The sequence below is a fragment of the Edaphobacter paludis genome, from assembly GCF_039993895.1.
Lineage (GTDB): Bacteria > Acidobacteriota > Terriglobia > Terriglobales > Acidobacteriaceae > Edaphobacter > Edaphobacter paludis.
Map to the genome: position 1 here is coordinate 3,473,575 of NZ_CP121194.1, position 13,762 is coordinate 3,487,336.

Annotated in this window: 10 protein-coding genes and 1 tRNA gene; 2 read left to right on the forward strand and 9 right to left on the reverse strand. The window is 54.6% G+C overall.

Annotated elements, in window-relative coordinates; translation table 11 throughout:
* Positions 1-180 precede the first annotated feature (180 nt).
* The 3 genes from P4G45_RS14480 to P4G45_RS14490 all read right to left on the reverse strand — a co-directional run bounded on the left by P4G45_RS14480 (position 181) and on the right by P4G45_RS14490 (position 4,046).
* Positions 181-1,167, reverse strand: coding sequence for a tetratricopeptide repeat protein (locus tag P4G45_RS14480; RefSeq protein ID WP_348267188.1), 987 nt, complete (start codon positions 1,165-1,167; stop codon positions 181-183).
* Complete coding sequence (locus P4G45_RS14485; protein WP_348267189.1) at positions 1,164-2,798, reverse strand: CRTAC1 family protein; 1,635 nt, start codon at positions 2,796-2,798, stop codon at positions 1,164-1,166. Before P4G45_RS14485 ends, P4G45_RS14480 begins: the two co-directional genes overlap by 4 nt.
* Positions 2,799-3,212: 414 nt before the next feature.
* Positions 3,213-4,046 carry a hypothetical protein gene (locus P4G45_RS14490; protein WP_348267190.1) on the reverse strand — a complete coding sequence of 278 codons (834 nt, stop codon included), beginning with the start codon at positions 4,044-4,046 and terminating at the stop codon, positions 3,213-3,215.
* A gap of 179 nt (positions 4,047-4,225) precedes the next feature.
* On the opposite strand from P4G45_RS14490, the gene P4G45_RS14495 reads away from it, so the two are divergent.
* A tRNA-Ser gene (locus P4G45_RS14495) sits at positions 4,226-4,315 on the forward strand.
* 126 nt (positions 4,316-4,441) lie between these two features.
* Positions 4,442-5,404 carry a tetratricopeptide repeat protein gene (locus tag P4G45_RS14500; RefSeq protein ID WP_348267191.1) on the forward strand — a complete coding sequence of 321 codons (963 nt, stop codon included), beginning with the start codon at positions 4,442-4,444 and terminating at the stop codon, positions 5,402-5,404.
* Between the two features lie 64 nt (positions 5,405-5,468).
* Here the strand turns inward: P4G45_RS14500 and P4G45_RS14505 are convergent, their stop codons facing one another.
* The 6 genes from P4G45_RS14505 to P4G45_RS14530 all read right to left on the reverse strand — a co-directional run bounded on the left by P4G45_RS14505 (position 5,469) and on the right by P4G45_RS14530 (position 13,748).
* Positions 5,469-7,601 carry a glycoside hydrolase family 3 C-terminal domain-containing protein gene (locus tag P4G45_RS14505; RefSeq protein WP_348267192.1) on the reverse strand — a complete coding sequence of 711 codons (2,133 nt, stop codon included), beginning with the start codon at positions 7,599-7,601 and terminating at the stop codon, positions 5,469-5,471.
* A 62-nt stretch (positions 7,602-7,663) separates the two neighbouring features.
* Complete coding sequence (locus tag P4G45_RS14510) at positions 7,664-8,536, reverse strand: NAD(P)-dependent oxidoreductase (protein ID WP_373694124.1); 873 nt, start codon at positions 8,534-8,536, stop codon at positions 7,664-7,666.
* 26 nt (positions 8,537-8,562) lie between these two features.
* Positions 8,563-9,579 carry an AraD1 family protein gene (araD1, locus tag P4G45_RS14515; RefSeq protein ID WP_348267193.1) on the reverse strand — a complete coding sequence of 339 codons (1,017 nt, stop codon included), beginning with the start codon at positions 9,577-9,579 and terminating at the stop codon, positions 8,563-8,565.
* A 12-nt stretch (positions 9,580-9,591) separates the two neighbouring features.
* Positions 9,592-10,764 carry an L-rhamnonate dehydratase gene (locus P4G45_RS14520; RefSeq protein ID WP_348267194.1) on the reverse strand — a complete coding sequence of 391 codons (1,173 nt, stop codon included), beginning with the start codon at positions 10,762-10,764 and terminating at the stop codon, positions 9,592-9,594.
* Between the two features lie 19 nt (positions 10,765-10,783).
* The gene (locus P4G45_RS14525) at positions 10,784-12,061 is read right to left on the reverse strand and encodes an MFS transporter (RefSeq protein WP_348267195.1); all 1,278 of its coding nucleotides are present in this window, start codon (positions 12,059-12,061) and stop codon (positions 10,784-10,786) included.
* Positions 12,062-12,065: 4 nt separating this feature from the next.
* Complete coding sequence (locus P4G45_RS14530) at positions 12,066-13,748, reverse strand: beta-xylosidase (protein WP_348267196.1); 1,683 nt, start codon at positions 13,746-13,748, stop codon at positions 12,066-12,068.
* Positions 13,749-13,762: the final 14 nt, after the last annotated feature.

The window sequence follows — 13,762 nt, forward strand, 5'->3', positions numbered from 1 at the left end:
ACGTTGCGTTTTCTCGATGGAAAATTCTGTGCATTTGTAACCGGTTACAGTCTTCTGTAATCGAATGCTAGCCATCCGGTCATCTGACTGTCAACCTTTTAATTGAATTGAGTCTCCACCTGTGCACTCACCCGCAAATAAATCTGCCAGTTGAGGCCCATTGGTTTGAACCGAAACCTTTTACTTTGTCACAGGAGTTGAGCGCGTTCCATAGAGCTTTTCACTCAGTGCCAATTCCGTTTTGGCCTTAGCTGCAAGTCCGAGGCGGCGGTAGAGACGCCCCAGTTGATAATGCAAGCGGGGATTTTTCGGGTCGAGCACCACAGCTTGCTCAAACTGCTGTTTGGCTTGAAGGAGTTGCTCCGCCTGCAGATAGGCGCGCGCCAGGGCCTCGCGACACTTTGGGTCTCTGGGCGAAATCTGTATGGCGCTCTCCAAGGTAGCCACCGCCTCGGCGGACCGATTCTGGGAGATCAAGAGGTTGCCATAGTTCAGTAAAGGCTGTTCGCTGGGATGCGGCACTCCCTGCTGGGCAGCGATTGCGTGGGCATAGGCGTGAAGCGCTTCGGAAGGACGGTTTTGTGCCTCATACGAAAGCCCCAAATTGTTCAATGCCCTTACATCTCGAGGCGCGATCGCTAGAACATGCTCGAAAGCCTGCTGGGCAGCGACGAAATTTCCCTGGTTCATCTGCGAGCGGCCCAGATCGTACCAAGCCTCAGCGTTGAGCGGATCTAGTTGAACCGCCAAGGCGAGCCAGTGGATCGCATCCGGGTAGTCATCAATAAGCACGTAGTCCAGGGCGACAATTCTGAGGTCGTTCGCCTGAGGCGCTTGTATCGCCGCTGCGTTAGTAAAAACAGTGAGCGATTCTTTTGGCTTGTTTTCGCGTTGGAGTACGTACCCCAGAAGATAGAGCGCGGGTGCCGAGCGCTCGTGCTGCTGCAAATAGGTCTTGAGTGCGCGCTCTGCTCCGGGGAGATCGCCAGCGGTCGCCAGCGCCTTGCCCTGGGCCAGAAGCGCATTCGCAGACGCCGAATTGCTCGCCGGCTTCTCCGGTGCAGACAGCGAAGGCTGTTGGGCCTTCGCCATTCCGACGGTTAATGTGATCAATAGAATGACGGAGAGGTACAGCGAATCGCTCTTGTTTACCGGGAGCATTATCATGGCGCGGCTTTGTTGCCTCCGGTCGCCGTGAGCTTATCCGGCTCGTCGACCTTCAGTATCTTGTCGCCCTCCACATTCTCGAGCTTCTGGACGATACCGCTGGGCCAATGGATTTCAATCTCCTTCGCCACAGCATCTGTGCCAAGTCCGAAGTGAGCCCGTTTGTCATTGGATGAGAGATAGCTTCCCGCTGTCGTCACCGTCACATACTGCGCGCCCTTCGAGGTGGTCAACTTGATCACGGCGCCGATACCGTCACGGTTGCTGCGATGTCCCACGAGATCGATCGAAAGCCAGTGGTTCCGTGTGGCGGTTTCGTTGTGGAGAATGTGGGCAGGCCCACCATTGGTTGTGACCACCGCGTCCACACGCCCATCGTTGTCCAGATCTCCAACCGCCATTCCCCGCCCCACCCACCGTTGCTGAAAGACGCTGCCTGACTGGCTCGATACATCGACAAATCCCTTACCGGTGTTCCGTGCAAGCAGCATCGGTTCCTCGTAGTGGAGTTGCGGATAGTTCAGTGCCACCGTATCCAGATCATGGCCTTGCGCGATCAGCAGATCTTTCCATCCATCGTTATCGTAGTCAAGAAACTGGATACCCCAGCCGGAGTGCAGCAGACTGATTCCAGCGATGCCCGAGACATAGCTGTCGTAAGTAAAGCTGCCATCGCCGTTGTTGCGATAGAGAGCGTACTTCTGGTTGGCGAGATCAGTGACGACCAGGTCAGGAAGGCCATCGTTGTTGTAATCCTGAAAGTCGATTCCCATTCCGGCGTAGGTGCGGCCATCGCCATCGACAGCGGTCTCCGCCGTCAATCCCGTCTCTTCAAACGTGCCATCTCCCTTGTTCTGGTAGAGAAATTCCAGCATGGAATCGTTCGCAACCGCGACATCGATTTTTCCGTCTTTGTTGAAGTCCGCGATAGCAACGCCCAACCCTTTGCCCGGCGCGCCCATGCCAATCTTCTGGGCAACCTCAGTGAAGTGCCCATGGCCATCGTTGTGATAGACCAGCGGCGGAATTGCGGGAAACGTATCTGGATGACAGTAGGCACGATATCCTTCACGGTGTTCTCCGCACCAGATATCGTTGAAGTCCCATTTCATATAGCGCAATACGACCAGATCGAGCAGGCCGTCGTTGTCCAGGTCGACCCAGGCGGCGCTGGTAGACCATCCGCTACCTCCGGTTCCGGATTGCTCAGTTACATCTGTAAAGGTTCCGTTGCCATTGTTGTGGTACAGATGATTGCCGCCATACCCGGTTACATAAAGGTCTTCGTATCCGTCATTGTCATAGTCGCCCACGGCGACGCCCATATCGTAACCTACGCCTTGCAGTCCGGCGCGTTCTGTAACGTCCTCAAAGGTTCCATCCTTCTTCTGATGGTAGAGACGGTTCCAGTCCTTCTCGCTCTTCTTTTGGGGAATAGATCCAAGTGGCGTTGGGTCGGACAAGGGAGCGCCATTCGCAAAGAAGATATCCAGCAGACCGTCGTTGTCATAATCAAAAACGGCAACGCCTGATCCCATCGTCTCAATCAGATACTTCTTCGAGGTATGCGAGGCTACGCCTGTGAATTTGATCCCGCTCGCGCTGGTAGTATCGACAAAATTTCCTGGCACAAGAGGCGCGGCCGCGGATGACGAACCCGATTGAACAGGGGATGGTATTTGCGCCAGTGTATCTCTCGGAACAGCGATCGCCAAGGCAGTCAGCACGCAAATCGACCATAAATTTACTGCATTGGATCTCACTCAGCCGTTCCTGCCCTTCCCCATGGTTCGCATATTCACGCCGTCGCCGGGACATGATTCATTCTTTAGTAAATCTAATCTGTCTGGGACTAAAGATACATGCTTTCCGGAATGGGGATTCGAACAACGATCAGTCGAATAGTGCTCCGCTCGCTAACATATTGGTTACATAGCTAAGTGATTCAATTTAGCTCTAGACCCTAGACCGATTCTGAGGCCAGGTGTAAATGGCACTCCGTGCTTCGAGGCCCTTGGTTCCTGACAACTGCGTTTTGTCAGAACCTAAAAAATGAACCTTGAAGAAAGCATAATCTGATGGTTATAAGTATGGAATTGGGAGGTTGCAATCTGCATGCCTGCTCCGAGCGCAATTCCTGTGCGGCTCTGTTCCTCTTTGGGGTGGAACTTGAATCTGCTGGTTGTAAGACCGGGGGTCAGAAAATTCTGGGATCTCCCACCGTTCTTGCCGTCAAAAAAGTAAGTGGCGTTTGCCTCGATTTCAGGCCATAGATATTTGCCCAAATGATATTGGGCGGTTGTATTCCACGCAATTGAGCGGCCCAGTTTAACGGTGTCGCCCGTCGGCAGCGTTCCCCCCAGCGAGGAGATTACGTCGAACCTGCCAAACCCCTTGCCGGCAAGGAGAGTGGGCGAGATGGATGCGTCCGTGCTGCCATTTGTGTGATCGCCCGTCGGAATGGTGGCGACCACCTGCATACTCAGGGCGTAGTTTCCATGCTTTTGATTGGAGGAAAGGAGGCGATATTTGTAGAGAAACGCTACATCACCAAAGCCGTCCGTGGTCTTGGAGTGGTGCTGAATATAGGGAGGGTTATAGACATCGAACTCGCTGTTGAATCCCGGAACCAGATTGAGCCCTCGACCGGCGCCGTAGTTCCAAGTGGAGGTGCGAGCAGGTGTAATCTGACGCATCGCGTCAAAGCGAAAGACCTGAATCACCATAGGGTAAGGCGCGAAAACCGGAACCGACCATGAGGGCTGCTTTGCCTGTGTCTGCGTTGCGCGAACTTCCCAGTTTTGGAAGAAGTTATCCTGTGCGCCGACAGAACCGGCCAATGATAAAAGGCAAATGATAATTCCAAATTGTCGAATCATATATTTTGCTAAGATCATGGACGCCAGGCCTCCGGTCAACACTCTAATGGTTGAGAGGAATATCAACCATTAGGCTGCCTCCATAAAAGTTGGAACTGCTATAGATAGCTTCGGACTAAAGTCAGACCTTCCTGTCGTCTTTTTGCGCTGGCGGCCTGCCGCGTACTAAACTTCAGAAAGGAAGAGTGGCCGAGTGGTTGATGGCTCCAGTCTTGAAAACTGGCGTACCTGAAAGGGTATCGGGGGTTCGAATCCCTCCTCTTCCGCCATTTAGTCGATCTGATCGCGTAAATTGCCTACTCCGCAATCGAATATTATGATGTGGTGTGCGTCGTTTGAGGCGGAATGTTCGTAGCCTGTGCGTGGTCCGACGCAGAAAGATCTGTCTCTCCGGCATGAAATTCAGACTTTCCTTTGCGCTCATCTTCCTGCTGTCGCTGTCGAAGGTGTTCAATGCCCAGCAGCTTGCAAAAGCGGGGGACGACTCTTTGGCGCAGGCCAGAACCTTGCTGCAGTCTGGAGATCTCGCCAAAGCGGAATCCAACCTGAGAAGATATCTGACACAGCATATCGATTCAGCCGAGGCACACTTTCTGCTCGGGTATACGTTATTCCTCGAACAGAAGCCCGCAGAATCTCTTAAGCAGTACACCGCTGGCGCGCACAACCAGCGACCTTCACCCGACGATCTCAAAATTGTCTCCTTCGATTATGTATTGCTGGGCGACTACACGGACGCGGACAAGTGGCTGAGTATCGTGGTGGCCGAGACTCCCGAGGATGCTCATGCCTGGTACCTGCTGGGACGGGCCAAATATAACGAAAATCACTTTGCACAAGCTATCGATTGTTTTGGGCGCGCGCTGAGCCTTAATCCACGTGACGTCAAGAGCGAGAACAATCTGGGATTGTCCTACCAGGGATTAAACCGGATCGATGACGCTCAGAAAGCCTATCTGCTGGCGATCCAATGGCAGCAAGACGCTGCGGCGAAGAGCGGGCAGCCCTATCTCAATCTGGGTATTTTGCTTACGGAGCGCGGTCAACCGGCGCAAGGACTTCCTTATCTACAGCAGGCTGCGATGCTTGAACCTGCAAATCCTAAAGCGCACGAGCAACTGGGGCGAGCGTATCAGATTTTGGAGATGCTTCCGCAAGCGGAGGAGGAACTGAAAAGAGCGGTTGACCTTTCGCCAAATGTCTCTGCACTTCACTTCAGGCTCGGACAGATCTACCAACATCTCGGGCGGAAACAGGAGGCACAGGAGGAGTTTGCGGTATGCGCGAAGTTGAACAGCACGCACTCGTCTGAAGACACACCGAATCCGGCCTTCCCAAAAACAGCATCGCCGCAATAGCCGCACGGAGTGGTCCATAGCTCATCGCTATGATGTTTGCGCTGGACTTGACCGCCACTATTTGTCAGTCAACCTTCAACTGAGTTCGGAGGCGGATGTCATCCGATGACGCCCCTATCATTACTTCGAACATGCCTGGAACGACAATAAATTTGTGGGTGGTCACGTCGTAGTAAGAGAGCCGCGAAGACGGCAATGAGATTGCGATGTGCTTTGTCTCTCCGGGATCGAGTTGCACACGTTCAAAACCGCGCAGGCTCTTCATCGGCTGCACCACGTTCGACTTCATCTGGTGAACATACAACTGTGCCACTTCCGACCCTGATCTGGAGCCCGTATTCTGCAGATCGAATGAGACTTCGACCTGACCCACGGTATTCACGGTGGCTTGGGACAATTTCAAGTTGCTGAATTTAAATTGCGTATAGCTGAGGCCATGGCCAAAGGCATAAAGTGGTATCCCCTTGAAGTAGAGATAGGTGTATCCCTTGGAGACATCGTATTCATTCTGCGGCGGCACTCCATCGAGGTTTGCGTAGACCGTGTAGGGTAGGTGGCCACCCGGGTTGTAGTCGCCCAGGAGTACCTGCGCGATCGCAGTGCCGCCCGACTCTCCTGGGTACCAGGCATCGAGAATGGCGGGGAGATGGTCGTTCGCCCACGTTATCGCCAAGGGGCCGGCATTCATCAGCACAAGAACTGTCTTTGGATTGGCCGCGTAGACAGCTTCCATTAGTTCTTTCTGCGCGCCCGGAAGATTCAGGTCGCGGCGGTCTCTGCCCTCGGCTTCAACTTTCAGGTTCGTGCCGAGAAAGAGAATGGCGACATCTGATTTTCGCGCGAGATCCACTGCGCGTGCGATAGCAGCGGGATCAGCAGGTTCGACAAACCCGGCACCCTGTTCGTACTTCACGTCTACTCCGGATCCCAGGGCATCCTTCAACCCCTGAAATGGACTAACCTTACGCGTGGGTTTTCCGTAGTAATTTCCGGTCTCGTAGGCTGTATCTCCTGCTGGACCAATCACCGCGACGCTCTTCAGGGTTTCCTTCTTCAGAGGCAGAAACTTGTCGTGATTCGAAAGCAACGTCATCGACTCAAGCGCGGTCTGTAGCGAGAGCTGCAGATGTTGATCGGAGCGAATGACGCTGGCGGTAATCTTCGAGTAAGGATTCATCGCAGGAGGGTCGAATGCGCCGAGTCGAAAGCCTACCGTAAGCACTCGCGCTAAGGCACGGTCCACGTCGGCGATGGGGAGGCGGCCACTCTTCACGGCCAATGGAATGTTGGTCTCGAACTGCGCGTCGTCAGAGTCGCATCCTGCCTGTATGGCGCGCGCGGTGGCTTCAACGGGGTCTTCCGTGACGTGGTGTGCGGTCACCAGCAGATTCACACCGCCAAGATCGTCGGTCACAAACCCGTCGAAGTGCCATTGTCCTCGCAGAATGTCTGTTAGCAAATATTGATTGACCGCATCTGGCGTGCCGTTGATCGCGTTGTACGAAGCCATCACCGACTGTGCATGGCCCTCCGTGATCGCGGCTTTCCACTGGGGCAGCCAGTATTCCATCAGGTTGCGTTCATCCACCTCGGCAGACAGCCGCTGGCGATTCGTCTCAACGTTGTTTACAGCGAAGTGCTTTACGGTCGCCGCGACTTTGAGATAGTGCGGATCGTCACCTTGTAGTCCCCTGATGTAAGCCACGCCCATGCGCCCGGTTAGAAAAGGGTCTTCGCTGAAGACCTCCTGAATACGCCCCCAGCGTGGATCGCGGCTGACATTGATAACGGGGGAGCGATAGATCAAGCCATGCTTCGAGCGGGGACCATCGGCGCCGATATTGTAGAGTGCTCGCGCCTCATCGGACATCGCTCCCGTGATGGTCTGAATCAGCGGAGTGTCCCAGGTCGCTCCCATCGCAATGGGAGCAGGAAATAAGGTTGTCGGCTGCTTCGACCAAACGCCGTGCAGCGTCTGGTTCCAGCCGCCCCACGCCTTTATGCCGAGCCGCGGAATCCCGGTATTCAGGTGATTCAACTGCTGCGCTTTTTCTTCGAGGGTCATACGCGAGATGAGATCGGCGACCCTGACCGGGACCGGCTTGGAAGGATCAAGATACGCTGGCCGAGTTGCATTCTGCGCAGATGCCGTGCAGAGGAAAAGCATAACGCTACAGAGAATGGCAATCGACCTCATCGTTCGGGCTCCTTTTAGATAGTGGTTTGTTTGGCAAGCTCTTTCGAGCGACAGAGTAGAGCCTATTTGCTGCTGCGAAGTGGTTCGATCACGGCGGACATATCTTTCTCAGCCAAGCCTTTTGCAGCAGCCGTTTCAAAGAGCGATCGAGCCGCTTCTGCCATTTTGAGGTCCACATTGCAATGCGCCGCTTCTTCCTCTGCATAGAGCAGATCTTTTGCCATCAGCCTTAGCAGGAAGTTCACTGAGTAATCGTGGGCAGTCATTCGTGTCGAGATAGCGCCAAGCAGAGGGCTGCCAGGGGCTCCCGCTTTGAGCACTGCAAGTGCCTTCTCGACATCGAGTCCGCTTCGCTCAATCCATGTCAGTCCCTCTGCCAGCGAAGCTACCTGGACGCCGCAGAGAAAATTATTGATCAGCTTCATCTTGGCCCCGCTCCCCAAGGGCCCCAGATGAACAATCTCTTTACTCATCGCCTTCAACACGGGCGTAGCGGCATTCAGGGCCACATCATCGCCGCCCACCAGAAATGAGAGCTGGCCACCCTCTGCCTGCATGCGGCTTCCGGTGACAGGAGCGTCGAGCAACGCCGCACCTTTTTGCGTAGCGACGGTAGCAAGCTCGGCGATCCACGCCGGACTTACCGTGCTCGATTCCACCAGAATCGTGCCCTCTCTTACCGTGCTGAGGGCGCCGTGCTGGCCCATCCACACTTCGCGAGATGCTGCATCGTCTGCGAGCATGCTGATAACAACCGACGCCTTCGCCGCGGCTTCCGCTGGCGTCGATGCAAAGCGTGCACCGCTGTCTATGAGCGCCTGAGCCTTCTCAGGAGTCCGATTGTAGACCGTCAGCGAAAATCCAGCCTTCAGCAGGTTCGCCGCCATGCCGCCGCCCATCGTACCCAAGCCTAATATTGCTACATCCTTATCCATAGAAGCCCTCCTCTTGATCGTTCCCCTCAGTCGAGCGGTCGCACCGTGACTGGACTCTTTGCATCTGCCTTCTCTACGTGAACCGGATTGCGAAGGGCGCGTCCGAACCCTTCATAGTGAACCTCCATCCAGTCTCCGTCTTCAAGAACAACACCCTCGCCGAAGCTAAGTGAGTGCGCGCCGAAGAAGTGCACCTGTACGTCGCCCGGCTGGCGGTGACCTTCGAACTTGAAATGATGATGTTCCAGATTGGCCAGGCTGTGGCACATATTCTCTTCGCCAGTGTTGATTTTTTTCGACCACAGGGTCTTCCCTCCGCGCTCGATTCGGACCTCACCGGCAATCGACTGAAAATCGCCTCCGATGACCAACTCCGGTCCAAGGCTGCAATTTCGCAGCTTCGAGCCTGCGAGGTTCAGGTAATTGCGCTTCTCGAAGCGATGGTCGGAGAACTCATTGCCTGCCGCAAATCCAATGCGATAGGGAGTACCGTCCTCGCCGACGATGTAGACGCCGGCCACTTCCGCCTCTTCACCACCGTCTTCCGCGTAAGCCGGTATCGTCAGAGGCTCAAAAGGTGCCTTCAATATGGAAGCGTTCCCTTTGTAAAACCACTCCGGTGCGATGCCGACCTCTCCATGCGCGGGGTGGCCGCCCTCAACGCCCCACTGAAACATCCGCATACTGTCTGTCATCGCTTCGGCTGTCTTTGCGGCATCGGCAACGTGCATAGCCTGCCGATCCTTTGCGCTGCCCAGATGCGTCAGGCCGGTACCCGCGATCATCACGCGCGACGGTTGACCAGGAACATCGATAGGTGAAAGCAGATGCCACTCTGACTCGCCTGCATACACAGCGTCGTACGGCAATACTTCTCCGCGCGCCAAGTCGAGCACCTGTGCACTCAACTTTTCGCCGCTGCGCAGGCACTGTTGCACCAGGCTGTAGACACTCTCGACATCGGTTAAACAGCGAAGATTGGGCTCTTCAACCAGCGCAACCCTGCGCGACGCTCCATTGCTGATCTGAACAAGACGAATCATAATCTCCCTGCTTTACTCAGTGATTTGAAACCGTTTTAGTGAATCTTCGTTGACCGTAAGTCCCAACCCGGGAGTGTTCTCGTCGAGATCGATATAGCCGTCCACGGGGGTTGGTTCACCGTCGAAGATGTACCAAAAGAGTTCGTTACCAACTTCGACATCCACTTTAGGAAAGAACTCTGCCATCGGCGAGTTAAGGCTGGCCATGACGACGTGATAGTTATGCATCTGTCCGGCATGTGGGATGACCGGAACCTGGTATGCCTCAGCTAGCGCCGATATTTTGCGAGCCTGACTGATGCCACCTACGCGGTTCGTGTCGAACTGAATATAGTCGAGTGCATTCGCCTCCAGCAGTTCGCGGAAGCCGAAGACAGTAAACTCGTGCTCACCACCTGCGATCGGCACCCGCCCGTAGGCCTTCAGTTCCGCATATCCGCGCGTATCGTCGGGGATGACAGGCTCTTCCAGCCACCGCAGGTGGAAGGGTTCCAGCAGCGGTAACATGCGTTTTGCATAATCGAGTGTCCAGCCCATGTAAGCATCGGCCATCAGATCGATGCCATCGCCCACGACCTCGCGGACCGTCCGCAGCAGATCGATATTGCGCTGCATCCCAGCCGCACCATCGACCGGCCCCCAGCCAAAACGCAACTTCATCGCCTTATATCCCTGATCTTTGTAGCGCTGCGCCTCAACGCGAAGCTCGTCGAGCGGCAGGCTATACAAACGGCTTGCATAGACAGGAATTTTCTTCTTCGTGCGTCCACCGAGCAATCGATACACAGGCTGTTTGGCCGACTTCCCCAGCAGGTCCCATAACGCAATATCGACTGCGCTGATGGCTACCATCCCAACACCCTTGCGCCCAAATGCCATCGTCCGGCGATACATCTGCTGCCATAGGTACTCCACATCCCATGGGTCCGCACCGATCAACAGCGGCTTGAGGTAATTGTCGATGCAGGATTTAGTGACAAGCGGGGAGAGTGCCGCATTGCCTAGGCCCACCAAGCCGGCATCTGTAAAAATCTCCACGAGTACCCATCCGTGAAATGCAAAGTTGCCCATCGAGGCTTCGCGGAACATGACCAGGTCCATGGGGTTGGTGCAAAAGTGAGGAGGCAGCGGTATGGTTTTGCCTTCCCACTGAACAACGCGTGTGCGTACTTCTGTAATCTTCATGATTGGCTCTCTATGATTTTCATGATTCGCTGCTTGTGGTTAATAAATCTGGAGCTCGAAGTAGTTGCACCTTGCCCTCCATTAGCAAGATGGCAAGAAAGCCGATGATGTGAAAAGTCCCTACGATACAAAACAGCGTTCCATATCCAAATCCGTGACTTAGCAGAAAACCCGCGACGACACCAAAGATCGCGCCGCCGATCGCGCCGCCAAATCCAACAAGGCCCGCCACAGATCCCACTGCTGACAACGGAAAGATATCCGCAGGTAAGGTCATAATGAGTCCCGACCACGACTGCTGACAGAAGAACGCAATGCTAAACAGTAGCAGCGCCCAGCCTACGGGCACATGCGGCACAAACATGACGACGGGCATGAACAAGGCGCTGAGTCCGAGAACAAACTTCCGCGAAAAATCCAACGAGCGACCTTTGGCCAACAACACACTGGATAACCAGCCACCCAAAAAGCTTCCTACTCCCGATGCCGCATATGGAATCCACGCGTAATAACTCACATGTTTGATATCGAAGCCGCGCACATCATAGAGGTATTTCGGCAGCCAGAAGAGATAGAAATACCAGGCAGAGTCACTCATGAATTTAGCGAAGACCAGTACCTGCACCTTGCGCATGCCGGCTATTTCCAGAAAAGACAGGTACTGCGCAACCACACGCGCATCGAGTGTAGCGATAGAAGCATCATTATTCCCTCGATAGCGCGCCCACCACCATACGACCCACGCCAGTCCAATCGCCCCTGAGGTGAAGAACACCATACGCCACCCGCTGGTGAGCAATACGATGCCAATCAAAGGCGGGGCCAATACTGATCCCACTGCTGTGCCGGCGTTGATAATTCCCATCGCGGTAGAACGCTGATGCATGGGAATCCACTCCGCAACGACTCTTGTGGCCGCGGGAAACGCGCCCCCTTCTCCCATTCCCAGCAGGCAACGAGCGCCTAATAGAACTGCAAAGTTCATAGCCAGCCCGTGCAGGGCGCACGCCACGGACCACCAGAGCATGATGAGCATAAATCCGCGGCGCGTGCCCAACACATCGAGCATTCTGCCACCTGCCGCATACAACAACGCATACGGAATCAGAAACGCGAATTGGAGCCATGAGAACTGCTGGTCGCTGAGTGGTATCGACCGCTGAATCGCCGATATCGCAACCGGCAACGTCTGCCGATCAAAGTAGCTGATGGCAATCGCCGCGGTGACCATCGCGACAAAGTACCATTGCAATTCGATCTGCTTATGTTCCTTGAGATTACTTACCAGGCTCGCCACCTCGTCACCATTTCAAGTGCATCAGCGAAGTGGCCTGACGTGGGAGTGCCGTGACAACCGTCACCTTGCCAGCGCTCACATCCAGCCACGTTGGAGAACGCAGAAGCTCCAGTTGTCCTGACTCTTTCAACTGCGCATATTGCGCGTCAGTCGGCGTCTGCGGCGATCCCATCGCCTTCCAGACATGATAAGAATTGCTGTGCGTGTCGTCGATCCGATAGTGCTCCAACAACACTCGCTTTACATTCGGGGGAATTCCCGCAATGGTCACCTTCACTTCCGAGCCGGCCGCCGGAACGTCATCGTCGTGGTAGTTCCAGAGCATCACGGCTGCTTCATGATCGCCCTTTGTTGCGAAAGCATCCACGTCATCGCTGCTCCTCACCCCCGAGCTGAGAATGTCGTTCAACGAAACCTGTCCCGTGCTACTGGTGCTGACTCGTTCACCCGACATCAGACCAGCCATACGAAAGACATTCAGAATGGGCTTATCGATTCCGTTGGTTGACAGCGTACGGAATCCCTCAAAGTAATCCTTGCCCTCAAACTCGAATGACCAGGAGAGCATTGCGATCAGATTTACCTTGTATTGGTCCTGCAGATCGAACAGGGCCTTGATCGCTGTGGCCGTGTATGCCGGATACAGCGGACCATTGCGATATGCGTTTGCCGGGTTCACTTTCATCGAGCAGGCAGCACAGCCTTCTGGATCGGCCTCGCTAAGAATGATAGGAAGATGGGCGTACTTGGGATAGCTCGCCACAATACTGAAGCCCTTTGCCACTGCCTTCAATTCATGGGAAAGCCCCATCTGCACATGGCCATCGATAACCGTCGGCTGTCCTTTGGGATGAAATGAGATGAAATCAAGAGGTACTGCCTGTCCATTGGCGGCGCTCTTGTCGTTCAGGCAATGCTTGAGAAAGTTATTCAGAAAGGCAGCAGCTTTCTCCGAAGCAGGGCCAGTGCTCGCCGGGCCCCCTACGATGGCGTTCGGTAGCGCTTTGCGAACCCCATCCACAGCATAATCGTAGAGCTTGTAATACTCCTCTGGCGTGCCATGCCAGTAACCGATATCAGGCTCGTTCCAAACCTCGAAGTACCATGTGCTGACCTTTTCCTTTCCATAGCGTTGGACCAGATGTTCCGTGTATCGCCGCACCAGTTCTCCCCAAAGCGCATAGTCTCTTGGCGGATTGTTGGATGCACCGGAGATTGTGTTCTTCGGATAGCGGACCTGATATTCACTTACGCCCGGGACGTTTGCAGCGAGGTCTTTCGGCATAAAGCCCAGCTCCACTACCGGACGGACTCCAGCTTTCTGAAACTCGTCGAAGGTCTTATCCGTAATGGTGAAGTCATATACCGGCTTTCCATTTGCATCCACACTAAATACATTCGAAGAACTCCACTTCAATTCGGCAACGCCATTACCCGAAGTCAACAGATGATGGGCGCGAATATACACGGGTGCCGGGCTGAGATCGTGCAACTCAGTCAGCAACTGCTGGCCATACTTCATTGTTGTGTAGTTCGATTCGTCGTATCCAAACCAGCTATAGATGGGCTTGTAAGTCCCCGAAGGCTTCGCAAGATCGACCTGAACAGATACCGGATTTGCTGGAGGAGCCTGCGCCGCAGCCTGAATGGCAGCGGCGCAGAACAGGGTCATTGCAAGCTTACGCATGGTTGTGGGCCTTT